At 73.5% G+C, this 18716-nt stretch carries 14 protein-coding genes; 9 read left to right on the forward strand and 5 right to left on the reverse strand.

What is annotated here, in order from left to right:
* Positions 1-61: 61 nt before the first annotated feature.
* The 3 genes from ABZX67_RS03360 to ABZX67_RS03370 all read left to right on the forward strand — a co-directional run bounded on the left by ABZX67_RS03360 (position 62) and on the right by ABZX67_RS03370 (position 6587).
* On the forward strand, positions 62-1777 hold the full coding sequence (locus ABZX67_RS03360) for a thiamine pyrophosphate-binding protein (protein ID WP_355353733.1): 1716 nt from the start codon (positions 62-64) through the stop codon (positions 1775-1777).
* 150 nt (positions 1778-1927) lie between these two features.
* Positions 1928-2815, forward strand: coding sequence for a serine hydrolase (locus ABZX67_RS03365; protein ID WP_355354102.1), 888 nt, complete (start codon positions 1928-1930; stop codon positions 2813-2815).
* Between the two features lie 58 nt (positions 2816-2873).
* The gene (locus ABZX67_RS03370) at positions 2874-6587 is read left to right on the forward strand and encodes an ABC transporter ATP-binding protein (protein WP_355353736.1); all 3714 of its coding nucleotides are present in this window, start codon (positions 2874-2876) and stop codon (positions 6585-6587) included.
* A 168-nt stretch (positions 6588-6755) separates the two neighbouring features.
* Here ABZX67_RS03370 and ABZX67_RS03375 read toward each other — a convergent pair whose 3' ends face one another.
* The gene (locus tag ABZX67_RS03375; RefSeq protein ID WP_355353739.1) at positions 6756-8000 is read right to left on the reverse strand and encodes a helix-turn-helix transcriptional regulator; all 1245 of its coding nucleotides are present in this window, start codon (positions 7998-8000) and stop codon (positions 6756-6758) included.
* A gap of 219 nt (positions 8001-8219) precedes the next feature.
* Here ABZX67_RS03375 and ABZX67_RS03380 point away from each other — a divergent pair, with 219 nt between their 5' ends.
* Positions 8220-8420, forward strand: a complete 201-nt coding sequence (locus ABZX67_RS03380) for a hypothetical protein (protein WP_355353742.1) — start codon at positions 8220-8222, stop codon at positions 8418-8420.
* A complete protein-coding gene (locus tag ABZX67_RS03385) occupies positions 8417-8818 on the forward strand; it encodes a hypothetical protein (protein ID WP_355353745.1) in 402 nt (133 codons plus the stop codon). Before ABZX67_RS03380 ends, ABZX67_RS03385 begins: the two co-directional genes overlap by 4 nt.
* Before the next feature lie 254 nt (positions 8819-9072).
* On the opposite strand, the gene ABZX67_RS03390 is transcribed toward ABZX67_RS03385, so the two are convergent.
* Positions 9073-10056 (reverse strand): transcriptional regulator, encoded by a 984-nt coding sequence (locus ABZX67_RS03390; RefSeq protein WP_355353748.1) that lies wholly within the window; start codon positions 10054-10056, stop codon positions 9073-9075.
* Positions 10057-10119: 63 nt separating this feature from the next.
* Between ABZX67_RS03390 and ABZX67_RS03395 the strand changes: the two genes are divergently transcribed.
* The 4 genes from ABZX67_RS03395 (at position 10120) to ABZX67_RS03410 (ending at position 15463) form a co-directional block, all read left to right on the forward strand.
* On the forward strand, positions 10120-11634 hold the full coding sequence (locus ABZX67_RS03395; protein WP_355353750.1) for an MFS transporter: 1515 nt from the start codon (positions 10120-10122) through the stop codon (positions 11632-11634).
* 94 nt (positions 11635-11728) lie between these two features.
* A complete protein-coding gene (locus ABZX67_RS03400; RefSeq protein WP_355353753.1) occupies positions 11729-12490 on the forward strand; it encodes a DeoR/GlpR family DNA-binding transcription regulator in 762 nt (253 codons plus the stop codon).
* Positions 12487-13455, forward strand: coding sequence for a 1-phosphofructokinase (gene pfkB, locus ABZX67_RS03405; protein WP_355353756.1), 969 nt, complete (start codon positions 12487-12489; stop codon positions 13453-13455). The genes ABZX67_RS03400 and pfkB overlap by 4 nt, the downstream gene beginning before the upstream one ends.
* On the forward strand, positions 13448-15463 hold the full coding sequence (locus ABZX67_RS03410; RefSeq protein WP_355353759.1) for a fructose-specific PTS transporter subunit EIIC: 2016 nt from the start codon (positions 13448-13450) through the stop codon (positions 15461-15463). The genes pfkB and ABZX67_RS03410 overlap by 8 nt, the downstream gene beginning before the upstream one ends.
* Before the next feature lie 19 nt (positions 15464-15482).
* Here ABZX67_RS03410 and ABZX67_RS03415 read toward each other — a convergent pair whose 3' ends face one another.
* The 3 genes from ABZX67_RS03415 to ABZX67_RS03425 form a co-directional block, all read right to left on the reverse strand.
* Entirely contained in the window at positions 15483-16241 is a 759-nt protein-coding gene (locus tag ABZX67_RS03415) for a DUF6227 family protein (protein WP_355353762.1), read from the reverse strand.
* Between the two features lie 143 nt (positions 16242-16384).
* On the reverse strand, positions 16385-17431 hold the full coding sequence (locus ABZX67_RS03420; RefSeq protein WP_355353765.1) for a P1 family peptidase: 1047 nt from the start codon (positions 17429-17431) through the stop codon (positions 16385-16387).
* A 5-nt stretch (positions 17432-17436) separates the two neighbouring features.
* Positions 17437-18615: a low temperature requirement protein A gene (locus ABZX67_RS03425; RefSeq protein ID WP_355353768.1), complete on the reverse strand. Its 1179-nt coding sequence runs from the start codon at positions 18613-18615 to the stop codon at positions 17437-17439.
* Positions 18616-18716 lie beyond the last annotated feature (101 nt).

The raw sequence follows: 18716 nt of genomic DNA on the forward strand, positions 1-18716 counted from the left end.
TCCGGGCCGTGTCGGGGAGACTGGGCCGGAGCCGAACCGAGCCCTCGCAAAGGAACGACGCGTGACGCACGACCACGACCTGGTGCTGAGGCCCACCGCCGCGCAGACGGCCGCCGCCCTCAACCCCCCGGCGGGCCGCACGGGCGGCGATCTCGTCGTGGAGACGCTGGCCGGGCTGGGGGCCACCACGGTCTTCGGTCTGCCGGGCCAGCACGCGCTGGCGCTCTTCGACGCGGTGGGCCGTTCGACGCTCCGGTACGTGGGCCTGCGCACGGAGAGCAACGCGGGCTTCGCCGCCGACGCGTACGGCAGGATCACCGGCGAGGCCGCGCCGCTCCTGCTGTCGACCGGGCCGGGCGCCCTGATGTCGCTCGCGGCGCTCCAGGAGGCCGCAGCGGCCAGCGCGCCCGTGGTCGCCATCGCCAGCCAGGTGCCGGTCGGCGGGCTGGGCGGGGGCCGCCGCGGGCATCTGCACGAGCTGCGCGACCAGCAGGCGTCGTTCCGCGACGTCGTGAAGTCGGTGCACACGGTCCGTACCGCCTCGCAGATCCCGTCGGCGGTCGCCGACGCGTGGCGCTCCGCGCTGACCGTGCCGCACGGGCCGGTCTGGGTGGAGATCCCGCAGGACGTGCTGCTCGCCGAGACCTCCCTGCCGGTCGTCACCGCCCCGGACGCCTTCCCCGACGAGCTGGTGCCCCGCCCGGAGCTCACGGCCGTCGCCGCGCACCTGCTGGCGCACGCCGAGCGCCCGGCGATCATCGCGGGCGGCGGGGTCGTACGCTCCGACGCGTCCGGCAAGCTGCGGGCCCTGGCGGAGCGGCTCCAGGCGCCGGTGGTGACGACCTTCGGCGGCAAGGGCGCCTTCCCGTGGCAGCACCCGCTGTCCCTCCAGTCCTGGCTGGAGGACCGCCACATGACGGACTTCCTCGAGGACGCGGACGTCCTGCTGGTCGTCGGCTCCGGGCTCGGCGAACTGTCCTCGAACTACCACACGTTCGCCCCGCGCGGCCGGGTCGTCCAGATCGAGGCCGACCTGGGCAAGCTGGAGTCCAACCACCCGGCCCTGGGCATCCACGCCGACGCGCGGCTCGCGCTCTCCGCCCTGCTGGAGACGCTGGAGGCGGTTCCGCCGCGCGAGGACGACACGGCCGCCGAGCGCGTCCGTACGGTGCTGGGCAAGGTGCGAGGCCGGCTCGCGGCCCAGGACCTGACCCTGGAGCAGCGGGTCCTCGGCGCCGTACGCGAGGCCCTGCCGGACGACGCGCCCAGCTTCTGGGACATGACGGTCCTCGCCTACTGGGCCTGGTCCGCCTTCGACGCCCGCCGCCCCAACACCATGCACTCCGCCCAGGGCGCGGGCGGCCTCGGCTACGCCTTCCCGGCGGCGCTCGGGGCGGCGGTCGCCGACCCGACCACCCCGGTCCTGGCCGTCTCCGGCGACGGGGGCGCCATGTACTCCCTCGCCGAGCTCGCGACGGCGCAGCAGTACGGCCTCGACGTCACCTGGCTCATCGTCGACGACGGCGGCTACGGCATCCTGCGCGAGTACATGACGGACGCCTTCGGCCGGGCCACCGGCACGGAGCTGACCCGCCCCGACTTCGTCGCCCTCGCCGGGTCCTTCGGCGTCCCGGCCGTCCGCACGACACCGGACGCCCTGCGCGAGGACCTCGCCGCGTCCCTCGCCACGCCCGGCCCCTCGGTGGTCGTCCTGCCGGCACTGCTGCGGATGTTCGCGCCGACGCACCTCACGGAGCCCGTCACGCCCGGCGCGTGAGGGGCCGCGGTTCTCCCGGCCCGTGCCGACCACGCACAGCGCCTTCAGCGTCGCGTACAACTTTCCGGCCCGTCACGCGTCTGGAAAGGCGTGACCTCCATACTCCGCCATCCCCGGCGCGGCGCGCTCCGCGCCGCCCTCGCCCTCGGGGTGCTGCTGCCCGTCGTCGCCACGGCGACGCCCGCGAGCGCCGCGCCCCCGGCCGTGACGTGCACGTCCGGCAAGTCCGGACTGGCCGCCAAGCTGTCGCAGGACATCGCCGCGGCCCTCAAGGGCCGCGCGTCCATGACGGCCGTCGCCGTGCACGACCGCACCACCAACACGCACTGCGAGCTCCGCGCGACGCAGAAGTTCGACTCGGCGAGCATCGTGAAGACGACCGTCCTCGCGGCCCTGCTGTGGGACGCGGGCAAGCAGGGCCGCGGGCTGACCCAGCGCGAGGTGAACCTGACCACGGCCATGATCACCAAGTCGGACAACGCCTCCACCAGCACCCTGTGGAAGCAGCTCGGCGTGGCGAAGATCAACGGCTTCCTGCGGGCCGCCGGCATGACCCAGACCGTGCCCGGCTCCGGCGGCTACTGGGGCCTCACCCAGATCACCGCCCGCGACCAGCGCAAGCTGCTCGACCTGGTCACCGTGAAGAACACCGTCCTGACCGACAGCTCCCGCTCCTACATCCGCAAGCTCATGCGGAACGTCGTCTCCTCCCAGCGCTGGGGGACCCCCGCCGGCGCGCCCGCCGGCACGACCGTCCACGTCAAGAACGGCTGGCTGTCGCGCGCCACGCACGGCTGGCGGGTGCACAGCATCGGCCTCTTCACCAGCAGCACCGCGAACTACTCGATCACCGTCCTCACGCACGACAACAAGACGATGAACGACGGCATCAACACCATCCAGGCCGTCTCCCGGGTGGTCCACCGCGACCTCAACCCGACCGCGTCGAAGATGGGCAAGACCTTCCAGCTGCCCGCCGTCCCCCAGGAGGCCATGCCTCCGGTACCGGAAACGGGACCCGCCCACCCGGCGGGATGAAAATCGCATTTCAGCGTGTTGGTGCTTCCGGCGGAACAGACAACGGGAGGCACCAGTGGTGGCGGCGGACACGACCGCGGAACGAGGATGGGCACGGCGGCTGGCCGGTTACGCCTGGCGATACCGGCGCAACGTCGTGCTCGCCCTCGGTTCGTCCCTCGCGGGCATGGCCGTCATGGCCGTCGTCCCGCTGATCACCAAGATCGTCATCGACGACGTCGTCGGTGCCGGAACCCGGTCCCTCGCGGTATGGACCGGGCTCCTCATCGCCGCCGCCGTCGTCGTCTACGTCCTGACGTACATCCGCCGCTACTACGGCGGACGCCTCGCCCTCGACGTGCAGCACGACCTGCGCACCGAGATGTACGACACGATCATGCGGCTCGACGGGCGGCGGCAGGACCAGCTGTCCACCGGCCAGGTCGTCGGCCGCGCCACCAGCGACCTGCAACTTATTCAGGGTCTTCTCTTCATGCTCCCGATGACCATCGGGAACATCCTGCTCTTCCTCATCTCGCTCGGCATCATGGCGTGGCTCTCCCTCCCGCTCACCCTCGTCGCCATCGCCGTCGGCCCCGCCCTGTGGTTCATCGCCAAGCGCAGCCGCACCCGCCTCCACCCCGCCACCTGGTACGCCCAGGCCCAAGCCGGACACGTCGCGGGCGTCGTCGACGGCGCCGTGTCGGGCGTCCGCGTGGTCAAGGGCTTCGGGCAGGAGGAGCAGGAGACGCAGAAGCTGCGCGAGGCCAGCCGCAAGCTCTTCGCCGGCCGCCTGCGCACCATCAAGATGAACGCCCGGTACACCCCGGCGCTCCAAGCCGTGCCCGCCCTCGGGCAGGTCGCCATGCTGGCGCTCGGCGGCTGGCTCGCCACCCGCGGCCAGATCACCCTCGGCACCTTCGTCGCCTTCTCCACCTACCTCGCCCAGCTCGTCGGACCGGTCCGCATGCTCGCCATGGTCCTCACCGTCGGCCAGCAGGCCCGCGCGGGCGTCGAGCGGGTCCTGGAGCTCATCGACACCGAGCCCGTCATCAAGGACGGCACGAAGGAGCTCCCGGCCGACGCGCCCGCGAGCGTCGAGTTCGACGACGTGTCCTTCGCGTACGAGGACGGGCGCCCGGTCCTGGACGGCTTCTCGCTGGAGATCCGGCCCGGCGAGACCGTCGCCGTCGTCGGCTCCTCCGGCAGCGGCAAGTCCACCGTCTCGCTGCTCCTGCCCCGCTTCTACGACGTGACGCACGGCGCCGTCCTGGTCGGCGGGCACGACGTGCGCGAGCTGACCCTCGCCTCCCTGCGCGACGCCATCGGGCTCGTACCGGAGGACAGCTTCCTCTTCTCCGACACCGTCCGCGCGAACATCGCCTACGGCAAACCCGGCGCCACCGAGGACGAGATACGCGCCGCCGCGCGGGCCGCCCAGGCCGACGGCTTCATCAGCGACCTCCCCGGCGGCTACGACACCAAGGTCGGCGAGCACGGGCTCACCCTCTCCGGCGGCCAGCGCCAGCGCATCGCCCTCGCCCGCGCCATCCTCACCGACCCCAGGCTCCTGCTCCTCGACGACGCCACCTCCGCCGTCGACGCGCGCGTCGAACACGAGATCCACGAAGCGCTGCGCTCCGTCATGGCCGAGCGCACCACCCTCCTCATCGCCCACCGCCGCTCCACCCTGAACCTCGCCGACCGGATCGCCGTCCTCGACGACGGGCGGCTCTCCGACATCGGCACCCACGACGAGCTCCAGCGGCGCTCCGCGCTCTACCGGCAGCTCCTCACCGACCCCGACGAGCTCGGCGGCGTCTCGCCCGGCCACGCCCTCCCCGTGGACGTCCCCGAGGACCACACCGTCCGCGAGGAGCTCGACGCCGAGTTCGACGCGGAACGCGGCATCACGCCCGCCCTCTGGGAGCGCGACGCCGACCCGGCCGGCGCCGCCTCCGAGACCCCCGGCGCCACGCCCGAGCTGCTCGCGCAGGTCGAAGCCCTGCCCCCGGCGGCCGACACCCCGGACATCGACGAGGCGCGGGCGGTCACGCCCGAGGAGTCGTACGGGCTGCGCCGACTGCTGCGCGGCTTCGGCCTGCCGCTCCTGGTCAGCCTGGGGCTCGTCGCCCTCGACGCGGGTGCGGGCCTGCTGCTGCCCATCCTCATCCGGCACGGCATCGACGAAGGAGTGGAGCAGCTCGCCCTCGGCGCGGTGTGGGCCGCCTCGGCGCTGGGGCTGCTCACCGTCGTCGTGCAGTGGGCGGCCCAGACCGGCGAGATACGGATGACCGGCCGCACCGGCGAGCGGGTGCTGTACGCGCTGCGCCTGAAGATCTTCGCGCAGCTCCAGCGGCTCGGGCTCGACTACTACGAGCGCGAGCTGACCGGCCGCATCATGACCCGCATGACCACCGACGTCGACGCCCTGTCGACGTTCCTCCAGACCGGACTCGTCACCGCCTTCGTCTCCGTGGTGACCTTCTTCGGCATCATGGTCGCCCTCGTCGTGATCGACGTGCAGCTCGCCCTGGTCGTCTTCGCCACCCTGCCCGTGCTGGTCATCGGGACGGTGTTCTTCCGCCGGTCGAGCGTCAAGGCGTACGAGCTCGCGCGCGAGCGCATCAGCGCCGTCAACGGCGACCTCCAGGAGTCGGTGTCCGGGCTGCGGATCGTGCAGGCGTTCCGGCGCGAGCGCACGGGCGCGGCGCGCTTCGCCGAGCGCAGCTCGTCGTACCGCGAGGCCCGCGTCCGGGGCCAGTGGCTCATCTCGATCTACTTCCCCTTCGTCCAGCTCCTGTCGTCCGTCGCCGCGGCGGCCGTCCTCATCGTGGGCGCGGGCCGCGTGGAGGCGGGCACCCTCACCACCGGCGCCCTCGTCGCGTACCTGCTCTACATCGACCTGTTCTTCGCGCCCGTGCAGCAGCTCTCGCAGGTCTTCGACGGCTACCAGCAGGCCGCGGTCTCCCTCGGCCGCATCCAGGAGCTCCTGCGGGAGCCGACGTCGACGGCCGCGCCCGCGCGGCCGCGGGAGGTGTCCGCGCTGCGGGGCGAGATCGCCTTCGAGAAGGTCTCCTTCGCCTACGGGGACGAGGAAGAGGCCCTCACCGGCGTCGACCTGCGCATCCCGGCCGGCCAGACCGTCGCCTTCGTCGGCGAGACCGGCGCCGGCAAGTCGACGCTCGTCAAGCTCGTCGCCCGCTTCTACGACCCGACGTCCGGCCGCGTCACCGTCGACGGCACCGACCTGCGCGACCTCGACCTCACCGCGTACCGCCACCGCCTCGGCGTCGTCCCCCAGGAGGCGTACCTCTTCCCGGGCACCGTCCGCGACGCCATCGCGTACGGGCGCCCCGAGGCGAGCGACGCGGAGGTCGAGGCGGCGGCGCGGGCCGTCGGCGCGCACGACATGATCGCCACGCTCGACGGCGGCTACCTCCACGAGGTCGCCGAGCGCGGCCGCAACCTCTCGGCGGGCCAGCGCCAGCTGATCGCCCTCGCCCGCGCCGAGCTCGTCGACCCGGACGTCCTCCTCCTCGACGAGGCGACGGCGGCGCTGGACCTCGCGACCGAGGCCCAGGTCAACGCCGCGACCGACCGCCTGGCCGGGCGCCGCACCACCCTGGTGGTCGCCCACCGGCTCACCACGGCGGCCCGCGCGGACCGCGTGATCGTCATGGACCACGGCCGCGTGGCGGAGGACGGCACCCACGAGGAGCTCCTGGCGAGGGGCGGGCGGTACGCCCGGCTGTGGGCGACGTTCGTGGGCGAGGCGCCGGTGGTGGCGTGAGGGCGGCTCGTGTCCGGTGGGTGCGGGTCGGGTGCCGGGGGTTCCGGTGGGGGGTGGTCGGACTCTCGTTCACCGCGCTTCGCGCGAGTTCAGTCGTTTTACGTCCGACCACCCCCCACGCTCCACCCCCGTCCCCCTCGCGGGGGTGGTCCCCGCCGGGCTGGTCGCTCAGGCGACCAGTAGGTGCCCGTGGTCGTCGAACAAGGCGCGGACTTCCGGTACGTCCTGGAACCCTTGCAGGCGCCGCAGCACGGTGCGTGATCGCTCGGCCGTACGCTCGGACGCCAAGTCGCCGGACACCTCGATGACCTGCCGTGCTTCCTCCGCTGCCTGCTCAGGCTCATTCGCGTCGGCGAGGGCGACAGCCAGCCATGACCGGTACAGGGCCAGTTCCCGGGCGTGGGTGGCGTCGTAACGGCCGAGTACGCCGCTCAGGAGCGGCACGGCACGCAGGGGGCGTCGCAGCTCTGTGAGGACGCGGGCGTCCATGACCTCGAGTTCCTCACGGCTCACCCAGTAGGCCCATGCCGGTTCTTCCGCACCGTCCGCGTCCGTCAGGGCGTCGTGTGCCTCGCCGAGCGCACGCATCGCCTCTTGAGCCTCCCCGACTCGGGTATGCGCCCAGGCCACGCGGTCCAGAAACAGGGCGCGGGTCTTGGCCGGGGCGGCCGAGCCGGCTTCCGTCACGGCCGCACGCGCCAGCTCGACACCCTCGCGCTCCCGACCGGTATTGGCATGCTGGTAGGCGAGGCTGCCCGCCAGGTTGGCGACCAGCGGTCCGTTGCCCGCCTGGCGTGCGGCGGAGATCCCGAGCGTGTAGGCGCGCTCGGCCTCCTCATGACGCCCCGCGTCGGACGCGATCCACCCGGCGATCTGGGCAAGCTCGCCCACCTGTACGAGCAGGGCCCGCTCCGTTTCCTCGGTGTACGTGGCTTCGCGGTGCAGATGTACGGCGGCGCTCAGCTCGCGGAACGCGGGCGCGATGAGGTCACCTCCCGCCAGTACGTCGTCGGCGAGCCTGAGTCCGTGAACGCGCGCCGCGAGGACGCTCACGGCGTCGCGGCCGATGCGACGCCCGGTGCGCGCCCTCAGCGACTCGAGCGCGTCGCCGGGAGGGAGCAGCTCGGCAAGGGTCGCGGTGGGTCCGGCAAGGCGGCCGTGCTCCTCGCCCCTGGCGTAAGCGGCGGCCCGCGCAAGATCGGGTAGCGGTGCGCTCAGGGCCTGGGCGATGAAGGGCAGCCACGCCTCCGGGACACGTGCGCCGCGCTCCCACCGGGAGACCTCGTTCCGCGTGACCGATTGGACGCCGGACAGGGCGCACAGCATGTCGGCCAACCGGCGCTGACTGACCCCCGAGCGCTTCCGCAGCCGGGCCAGGTACGCGCCGAACTGCCGCCTCCGCTCCCGCACCATGGCAGCCCCCTTCCCCCGCCAAGTCTGGCCCCTCCCTGGCCCCCTGTCCGGCTCCTCCCGGAGTTCTCCCGCAGCGATTTCATTCCATGCGAGGGCCCCGGCGACCGCGCGAACGGCCCCGGGGCGTGGCCGATCTGAACGGAGCAGACCGACGTGCGTTTCCTATCACGAGCACTCGAACGGGTGAGAGCGCTGCTGGTCGGGCCGCCCAAGCCAGGCATGCAGAGCAGCCCCGCCGCGCAGCAGCCGGGCCCGCAGCCTTGGCGGCGGCCGCCGGAGGAATGGGGAGCCGTCCTGACCCGGGCGCGGCTGCGCCGGGCCTTCAACGCCCCTCCGCCCGCGACCGTACCGGTACGGCTCTACGTGCTCGACCCGCGGGAGCGGGCACGCGCGCGAGGTCTCCTGGAGGCGGGGCGGTGACGTCGAGTCGCGTGGAGCCGTGGACGCCACCACAGGGCCCCGACGTCGAGTTGGTGCCCGCCGGTCGCTGGTGGGACGCCGTGAGGGCGCCCTCGTGCGTCGGGGTCAGCGTCCTCGCGCGGTTGGGCGAGGACAGCGGCGCGGTGATCGAGGACGGGTTCGGAGCCACCTTCTACTGGTTCGTGGGGCCCGGCGCCGCCGACGCGTGGGAGCTGCCGCAGTCCTACGTGACCGTCCGGGGGACGGCGACGTACGTCGCCGTGCCGCCCGTGACGCGCACGGAGGGCCCCGGCCTGCGCTGGGCCGTGCCGTTCAGTACGACGCGCTGCCTCACGGACCCGGCGCTGCTGCACGCCACCCTCGCGGCGGAGCTCGACGCCATGATCGGACCGCGATGACCGAACCCCCCGCCGGGCAGCGTCTTTTCGTGCTGGGCACCCTCCTCCTGCCGTGCGAGCCCTGCTGCGGTGCCCGCATCTTCGGCGGGAGTCATGAAGCCTGCACGGGCACGAGCTCGATGGGCCTCACCGGCCGGGAGATCGTGCCGGTGCGGCCGGCGCCGTGCCCCTGCGATCACCGGCCTCGGCCGTCACGGCGCCCATGAGGCGGACACCCGCCGGGCCTGCCGTCTGGCCCGCCGTACCTGAACCTCCTACGGCGTAGCGGCGGAAGAGGGCGCAGCGCCCACCGACCGCGCCAGCCGCGCCGCCAGGTCTCCGACGTACGACGCCAACGCCTCCGGCCCGTGGACCGTGAACTCGCAGTCGACCAGGGCCAGTCGCACCGCGAGCCACTCCACCGCGTCGGCGGAGCGGGCGCGCAGGCGGCAGGTGTCCGGGCCCGTCGGGGTGGGGGCGAGGTGGTCGGGGAGGCGGGACGCCACGAAGGAGGCGGGGGCCGCGAAGGTGACGTCGAGCTCGTGTTCCGCGCGGGAGCCCGCCGCCGAGTGCGACAGCATCTGGGCCGCGTCACCGCCCGGCAGCTCGCGGGGCGTGAAGCGCGCCCCGGTCGGGAAGGGCTCGCTGACGCGGTCGACGCGGAAGGTGCGCCAGTCCTCGCGCCCGAGGTCGTACGCGACCAGGTACCAGCGCCACCCCGTCGAGACCAGCCGGTACGGCTCGACCTGCCGCTTGCTCTCGGCGCCGTCGCCCGCGCGGTACGCGAAGCGCAGCCGCTCCTGCCGGGTCACCGCGCCCGCCAGCGCGGTCAGCGTGGAGGGCGCGACCGTCGCCCCGTCGCCGCGCGTCAGCGGGATGGTCGCGTTCTGGAGGGTGGAGACCCGGGCCCGCAGCCGTGACGGCAGTACCTGCTCCAGTTTCGCCAGCGCCCGTACCGACGCCTCCTCGACGCCCTCGATGGCGTGCCCGGCCCCCGCCCGCAGCCCGACGGCGATGGCGACGGCTTCCTCGTCGTCGAGCAGCAGCGGCGGCATCGCGGCCCCGGCGACGAGCCGGTAGCCGCCGAGCGGGCCCTTCAGCGCCTCGACCGGATAGCCCAGGTCCCGCAGGCGGTCGATGTCCCGCCGGATCGTGCGCGCGGTCACGCCCAGGCGCTCGGCGAGCTCGCTGCCGGGCCATTCGCGCGGGGTCTGGAGGAGCGACAGGAGAGTCAGGAGTCGTGCCGGAGTGTCCGTCATGCCTTCCAGGATGCGGCCGCTATAGGACACGTTCTGTCCTACAGCCCGATTAGCTTTCGGGACATGACCTTCACGCAGGACCTGTCACCGACCAGTAGTCCCTCGGCGGCCGACCCGAAGAGCTCCGCCGAGGGCGCCGTCAGCGGCGCCGACCGGCGGCGCTGGCTCGCGCTCGCCATCGTCATGACCGCCGCCTTCATGGACCTGGTCGACGTCACCATCGTCAACATCGCCATCCCCAGCATCGAACGCGATCTCGCCGCCTCCTTCGGCGCGATCCAGTGGATCACCGCCGGGTACGCGCTCGCCTTCGCCGCCGGGCTCATCACCGGCGGCCGCCTCGGCGACATCTACGGCCGCAAGCGGGTCTTCCTCCTCGGGATGACGGGCTTCACCCTCGCCTCCGCGCTGTGCGGCTTCGCCGCGAGCCCGGAGATGCTCGTCGGCTCGCGCCTCCTCCAGGGCGCGATGGCCGCACTGATGGTGCCGCAGGTGCTGGCGATCATCCACGTCACCTTCCCGGCGCACGAGCGCGGCAAGGTGTTCGGGATGTTCGGCGCGATCGTCGGCCTCGGAGCCGTATCCGGCCCGCTCCTCGGCGCCCTGCTCACCCAGTGGAACCTCTTCGGCCTCGAATGGCGCCCGATCTTCCTGATCAACCTGCCCGTCGGCATCGCCGGCCTCATCCTGGGCCGCCGGTTCATCACCGAGTCGCGCGCCGACAAGGCGCTCCGCCTCGACCTGGTCGGCGTGGCACTGGCGACGCTCGCCCTGTTGATGCTGCTGTATCCGCTGACGCGCGGCCGCGAGACGGGCTGGCCGCTGTGGGGCCACGTCTGCATGGTGGGCAGCCTGGCGGTGTTCGCCGCGTTCGTGGCGTACGAGAAGTACAAGGCGCGCAAGGACGGTTCGCCGCTCGTCGAGCTGTCGCTGTTCCGGGTGAAGAGCTTCGCCGCGGGCATCGCCGTACAGCTCACCTTCGGTGTCGTCCTGGGCATCTTCTTCCTGGTCTGGACGCTGTACATGCAGGTCGGCCTCGGCTGGAGCCCGCTGAAGGCCGGGCTGACCGGGGTGCCCTTCTCCATCGCCGTGTCCGTGGCGGCAGGCATGTCCGTGCAGAAGCTGGTGCCGCGCTTCGGGCGGAAGGTGCTCCAGGCGGGCGCGCTGACGATGGCCACCGGGCTGCTGCTCTACATCTGGGAGGCCGGGCAGTACGGCACCGGCATCACGCCCTGGCAGATGACCGCGCCGCTGGTCATCATGGGCGCGGGCATGGGCCTGATCGTGGCGCCGCTGACGGACGCGGTGCTGTCGGGGGTGCCGCGCGAGCACGCCGGTTCGGCCTCCGGTCTGATCAACACGACCGGGCAGATGGGCAATGCCCTGGGCCTCGGGCTGGTGTCGGTGGTCTTCTTCGGGACCGTCGACGAGGCGGCGCCGGTCCCGGCGCAGCTCGGCGCGGTATTCGTGGACGCGTTCCAGAACGCGCTGTGGTGGGTCGTGGCGGTGCTGGCCCTGATCTTCGTGGTGATGTCGGCGCTGCCGGCCAAGCCGAAGCAGGAGGCGGGCGCGCACTGAGCCCCCCGTGCCCGAATGTGTTTACGTACGCGCCGACCGGGCGTACGGTGAGGGAAGAACAAAACACTCGGGCATGGAACGGAATCAATCCCACATGTACGCACCGGAGCGCCAGCACGAGATCGTGCGCCTCGCCCGCGAGAGCGGCCGGGTCGACGTGCTCTCCCTCGCCGAGGAGTTCCAGGTCACCGCCGAGACCATCCGGCGCGACCTCAAGGCACTCGATCGCGCCGGGCTGCTGCGCCGGGTGCACGGCGGGGCCATCCCGGCCGGGCGGCTGGGCTTCGAGCCGGACCTCGCCGAGCGCGAGTCCACCGCCGCCGACGAGAAGGACCGCATCGCGAAGGCGGCGCTCGCCGAGGTGCCCGAGGACGGCACCGTCGTCCTCGACGCGGGTTCCACCGTGGGACGGCTGGCCGCGGTCCTGCCGCCGGACCGGTCGCTGACCGTCGTCACCCACGCCCTGCCCGTCGCCGCGCGGCTCGCCGACCACCCGGGCATCGCGCTCCACCTGGTCGGCGGCCGGGTCCGGCACAGCACGCGCGCCGCCGTCGACGCGTGGGCGCTGGCGGCGTACGGGCAGATCCGCGCCGACGTCGCCTTCGTCGGAGCGAACGGCTACTCCGCCGCGCACGGCCTGACCACCCCGGACCTCGCCGAGGCCGCCGTCAAGCGGGCCGTCGTCGCGGCGGCGCGCCGCGTGGTGCTGCTCGCCGACTCCGGCAAGTACGGCCAGGAGCACTTCGCCCGCTTCGGCGGCCTCGCCGACGTGGACCTCCTCATCACCGACACCGGGCTCGCCGCCGAGGACGCGGCGGCCATCGAGGCGGCCGGCACGGAGGTCGTACGCGCATGATCCTCACGGTCACGCCCAACCCCTCGCTCGACCGGACGTACGAGGTGCCGGTGCTGGAGCGCGGCGAGGTGCTGCGCGCCACCGGCGAGCGCACGGACCCCGGCGGCAAGGGCGTCAACGTCTCGCGGGCCGTCGCGGCAGCGGGATACCGCACCGTCGCGGTCGTACCGCTGGGTGGCGCGCCGGGCGCGCTCGTCGCCGAGCTGCTCGCCGCACAGGGCATCGAGGTCGCCCCGGTCCCCCTCAAGGGGGACACGCGCTCCAACATCGCCGTCGTCGAACCGGACGGCACCCTCACCAAGATCAACGCACCCGGGCCCGCGCTCACCCCCGCCGAGTCGGAGGCGATCCTCGCGGCGGTCGGAGCGTACGCGTCCGACGCAGACTGCACCTGGGTCGCCTGCGGCGGCAGCCTGCCGCGGGGCCTCCCGCCCGAGTGGTACGCCGACCTCGTGACGCGTGCGCACGGGTACGGGGCGCGCATCGCGCTGGACACCTCGGGGCCCTCGTTGACGGCTGCGCTGCGCGGCCGGCCCGACGTGGTGAAGCCCAACGCCGAGGAGCTCGCCGAGGCGGTCGGCCGGCCCCTCGCCACGGTCGGCGACGCCGTCAAGGCGGCCGAGGAGCTGCTGGCCGGGGGCGCGGGCGCGGTGCTGGCCAGCCTCGGCGCCGACGGCCAGCTCCTCGTCACCGCCTCCGGCGCCCTCTACGGCCACGCCGCCGTCCCCGCCGGCTCCGTACGCAGCGACGTCGGCGCCGGAGACGCCTCCCTGGCGGGCTTCCTCGCGGCGGGCGGCGAAGGCCCTGACGCCCTCATGGCGGCGGTCGCGCACGGCGCTGCGGCGGTCCAACTGCCCGGCAGCGAGATGCCGACCCCCACGGACCTGGACCCGGCGGCGGTCACCGTCACCGCCGACGTACCCCTCGACCTGGCACTCGGCGAGCAAGGAGCCCGCGATGCATGAACTGATCACCGCGGACCTGGTCGACCTCGACCTGGCCGCGCGGACGAAGGAAGAGGCGGCCCGTTCGCTCGCCGCGCGCATGGCGGCGCGGGGCCGGGTGACGGACCTCGACGGCTTCCTGGCCGATGTGGCGGCGCGCGAGGCGCAGATGCCGACGGGCCTGGACGGCGGCATCGGCATCCCGCACTGCCGCAGCGCGCACGTGACGGCGCCGACGCTCGCCTTCGGGCGCGCGGCCGACGGGATCGACTTCGGCGCGGCCGACGGCCCGGCGGACCTGGTCTTCCTCATCGCGGCCCCCGCGGGCGCGGACGACGCCCATCTGACGATCCTCTCCTCGCTGGCCCGCAGTCTGCTGGACCCCGACTTCACCTCCGCGCTCCGTTCCCTGAGCTCGCCGGAGGCCGCCGCCGCCCTGATCCGCGGTGACGCCACTCCTGCGGCCGGCGGTACGCCGCCGGAGACGGAGACGGAGACGGAGACAGAGCCGGAGCCGGAGGCCGTGGCCGATTCGCCCGCGCCCGGGCCCGCGCCCTTCCGGGTCGTCGCGGTGACCTCCTGTCCCACCGGGATCGCGCACACCTACATGGCCGCCGAGGCCCTCGAGCGGGCCGGGCAGGACGCCGGGGTCGAGGTGGTCGTCGAGACGCAGGGGTCGGCCGGATTCGCACGGCTCGACCCGGACGTCATCGCCGGCGCCGACGGCGTGATCCTCGCCCACGACGTGCCGGTCCGCGACAAGGAGCGGTTCGCCGGGAAGCCGACCGTCGACGTCGGCGTCAAGGCGGGCATCAACCGGGCCGCCGAGCTGATCGCCGAAGTCCGCGGCAAGGCCGAGCGCGGAGAGGTCACCGCCCCGGCAACCCCCGGCACCCCCGTCGAGAGCTCCGGCGAGCCGGGCGAGGGATACGGCACCAGGCTGCGCAAGTGGCTGATGTCGGGCGTCAGTTACATGGTGCCGTTCGTCGCCGCCGGCGGGCTCCTCATCGCCCTCGGCTTCGCCATCGGCGGCTACGCCATCGACCAGGCGCCCTCCGTCGCGGAGCAGTTCGCCTGGGGGCAGGCCGACAGCTGGGCCGCGCTGCTGTTCCAGATCGGCGGCCTGGCCTTCCAGTTCCTCATCCCGGTCCTCGCCGGTTACATCGCGTACGGCATGGCCGACCGCCCCGGGCTCGTCCCCGGCTTCGTCGGCGGCGCCGTCGCGCTGACGATCAACGCCGGGTTCCTCGGCGGCCTCGCCGCCGGACTGATCGCGGGCGGTGTCGTCCTGGCGATCCAGCGCGTCACCGTGCCCGCCCCGCTGCGGGGCATCATGCCCGTCGTCGTCATCCCCCTCCTCTCCGCCGCGATCGTCGGTTTCCTGATGTTCCTGGTGGTCGGCAAGCCCATCGCCGCGCTCCAGAAGGCGCTCACCGACTGGCTGTCGGGCCTGACCGGTGCCAACGCCGTCGTCCTCGGCGTGGTCCTCGGCCTGATGATGTGCTTCGACCTCGGCGGCCCGCTGAACAAGGTCGCGTACGCCTTCGCCATCGGCGGCCTCGCCCACCCGAACGAGGGTTCTCTCAAGGTCATGGCCGCCGTGATGGCCGCGGGTATGGTGCCGCCGCTCGCGATGGCGCTGGCCACCGTCGTACGGGCCAAGTTGTTCACCCGCGCCGAGCGGGAGAACGGCAAGGCCGCCTGGGTACTGGGCGCCTCGTTCATCACCGAGGGGGCCATCCCCTTCGCCGCCGCCGACCCCCTGCGGGTCATCCCGTCGGCGATGGCGGGCGGCGCGGTCACCGGCGCCCTGTCGATGCTCTTCGAGTGCACCCTGCGCGCCCCGCACGGCGGCGTCTTCGTCATCCCGCTGATCGGCAACCCGCTCCTCTACCTGGTCGCCGTCCTCGCGGGCACGCTCGTCAGCGCCGCGCTCGTCGTCCTGCTCAAGGGCCATGCCCGCAGGACGGCGGCCACCCAGGCCGGACCGGAGGACGACACCGCGGCCAGGGTGGCCGTCGCCGCCTGAGAGGGGGCGGCGGTCGGGCTCAGCGGACCCGCGCGCGGTGCTCCATCGCCTCGCGGGCGGTGCGCTCGTCCTCGTACACCTCGCACATGTGGCGGCCGTCCGGCGTCGCCGTGTGCTCCACCTCCCACACGCTCATCTCGGTGCCGTCCAGCAGCAGGAACCCGTGCTCGTACAGCGTGAACCCCGCCTCGCGGCCCGCGACGTTGCACTGGCGGCCGAACACCTGCCTGATGTGGTGCGCGAACGCGCCGCGCAGCCGCGCCGCGACCTCGCGGCCCGGCCGGTCGGCGTTCTCCGCGCGGCGCAGCACCCGGCGCGCGTGGTCGGCGGAGTCGTCCGGTTCGTAGAGCGGAGCCGAGGCCGCCAGGGGGTCGGACATCAGCGCGCCCAGCACATCCATGTCGAACTCCAGCTCCAGGCCGTCGTCCGCGGGATCAGGGAAGGCACCGGCGGCGCCGCCGTGCAGGCGGGACGCGGCGAGCCGGACGTCCGACTCCTCCGTGTACAGCTCGTGGTGGTCGGCGCCGTCCCGTCCGCTGTTGTGCACCAGCTCCCACAGGGTCAGCGACGAACCGTCCGCCAGCAGGTACGTATGCCGGTACGTCGCCCGGTGCAGCTGCGCGCTGTGGTGCGAAGAGTGCAGCGAACTGGCGTGGGCCAGCGCCGAGTCCAGGCGCTCGACCAGGGCATCGGGCAGCTCGAAGGAGTTGAGCGCCCGACCCAGGAGACGCTCGAGGTGCGTCTCCGGTGTTTCGTAAGGATCGTTCGGAACGTTCAAGATGGGACTCCAGGCCGTCGCCGCGTGTCACTTGATGCTTGCTTAAGGTAGTGCCTGGTTCTGACATCGCGACCGGCTTCGGCAAAACGAAGGGCGCACGTGACCGGTTCCCGCGCCCCCTCACCGCCCTGGCCGCCCGCCGGTCAGCCCCCGTACAGCTCGCGGTACGACGGAAAGTCGCCACCCGGCCCCGACACCGACCCGGCGGCCTCCACCGCCCGCACGATCGCCCTGGTCACGACGGACGCCCCCGCCGCCAGCACCTCGTTGAGCGCGAGCGGATCCGCGGCACGCGCCGGTTCCGTGAGCGGGCGCGCGCCGGTCGCGAGGGCGAAGACCGTGTCGCCGTCATTGAGCAGGTGCACGGGCCTGACGGCGCGCGCGATGCCGTCGTGCGCCGTCCCGGCGAGCTTGTGCGCCTGGGCGCGCGTCAGGTCGGCGTCCGTGGCGACGACGGCGAGGGTGGTGTTCAGCGGCGGCGGGCCCCCGCTGCGCTCCCGCGCCGCGGCGAGGCGGCGCAGCGCCGCCTCGTGCACCCCCGGGTCCGGGAACGCGGGCCGCGTCCCGTCGCCGTACCGCCCGTACAGCACGCCCGTGGCCGGATCGACGGCCGAGCCGACCGCGTTGGCCACCACCAGCGCGGCGACGGTGACACCGGAGTCCAGGACGGTGCTCGCCGTGCCGACACCGCCCTTCATCGCGCCGACCACCGCGCCCGTCCCGGCGCCCACCGCACCGCACTCCACCGGGGCCCGCTCGGCGGTCGCGGCCGCCGCCTCCACGGCCGCGCGCCCCGTCGAGGCGTCGGGGCGCGCCGTGAAGTCGCCGCCGCGGCCGAGGTCGAACACGCATGCCGCCGGCACGACCGGCACCACGTGCGTCGGTCCGGGCCCGACCCGCACTCCGCGGCCCCGCTCCTCCAGCCAGGCCATCACCCCGGCCGCCGACTCCAGCCCGTACGCGCTGCCGCCGGTCAGGACCACCGCCTCGATGCGCTGGACCACATTGCGCGGGTCGAGCGCGTCCGTCTCCCGGGTGCCGGGGCCTCCGCCCCGCACGTCCACGGCCGCGACGACCCCGCCCTCGGGCGCCAGGACGACGGTGGTGCCGCTCAGCGCGCGGTCACCCGCGACGCGCGCGTGCCCGACGCGGAGCCCGGCGACATCGGTCAGTGCGTCATTGGTTGCCATCCCCCCTACGTACCACGCGCGGCCGTCCGCCAGGTGAGGGTCACCCCGCTCGCCACCGCCGCCGCCGCGACCAGCCCGGCCGCGAGGACGGCCCAGCGCCCCGCGAACGTACAGAGCAGGATCGCCAGCGCCGCGCTCGGCAGCACGAGCTGCTGGGCGATACCGACCTTGAAGTAGCGGGCGTGCAGGGCCCAGACGAGCAGCAGGAACAGCGCGGAGGGCAGTGTCACGGCGGCCGCGGCGGCGATGTCCGACACGTGCGCCTTTCCGACGGCTTGCTCGACCGCGACCTCGATGCCCGCGCCGATCGCCGCCGCCGACGCGGAGATCCCGTAGTGGCCGTACCCCCACAGGAACGCCTCGCGGTTGGAGCGCAGACGGCGATCGGCCGGAACGACGAAGTACACCCACCACGCGGCGAAGATCAGCAGCAGCCCGCCGGCGGCGATGGGCAGCAGCTCGCCCAGCGCGTCGTTCTCCTCCACCCCCGTCTTGACGCCGACCGTCGCGGCGGCGATCGTCTCGCCGAGCACGATGATGGTGAACAGCCCGTACCGCTCCGCGATGTGGTGCGCGTGCCAGCTGCTCGCGAAGTCCCGCTCGGCGAGCGGCGGTACGGCCATCTCGGCGAGCGCCATCACCAGGAACACCCACGGCCTGAAGCCCGCCGGCACGAACAGCAGCGCCGTCCACCCCACCTGGCAGGCCGCCACCCCGCCCGCGTACCGCAGCGCCATGGTCCGCTCGGGCCCGGAAGCGCCCCGGGCGGCCCGCAGCCACTGCGAGGCGAGCGCGAGCCGCATCACCACGTACCCCAGCCACACCACCAGGAACTCGTGCTCCTCGAAGGCGCGCGCCACCCCGGCGGCGAGGATGAGGACACCGGCGATCTGGACGAGCGTCACGGTCCGGTAGAGCGCGTCGTCGTTGTCGTACGCCGACGCGAACCACGTGAAGTTCATCCACGCCCACCAGATGGCGAAGAACACCATCACGTAGCTGACGAGCCCCTCCCCGGCGTGCCCCTCGGCGACGGTGTGCACGAGCTGCGCCCCGGCCTGGGCCACCGCCACGACGAAGCACAGGTCGAAGAACAGTTCGAGGGGTGTGGCGGCACGGTGCGCCTCGTCGCGACGGCGCGACACCAGGGGCCGTACGGGCCGCATGCGGGGAGTGGAGGTCATCGGCCCACAACAGCAGAGCGCGTGGGCGCGGACGCCGACCGTGGTACGCCGTCACCCGGAAAGTCCCCACAACGGGCGAGGCCCGGGTGCTCCCCCTACGG

The organism is Streptomyces sp. NPDC003036 (assembly GCF_040611175.1).
Taxonomy (GTDB): Bacteria; Actinomycetota; Actinomycetes; order Streptomycetales; family Streptomycetaceae; genus Streptomyces.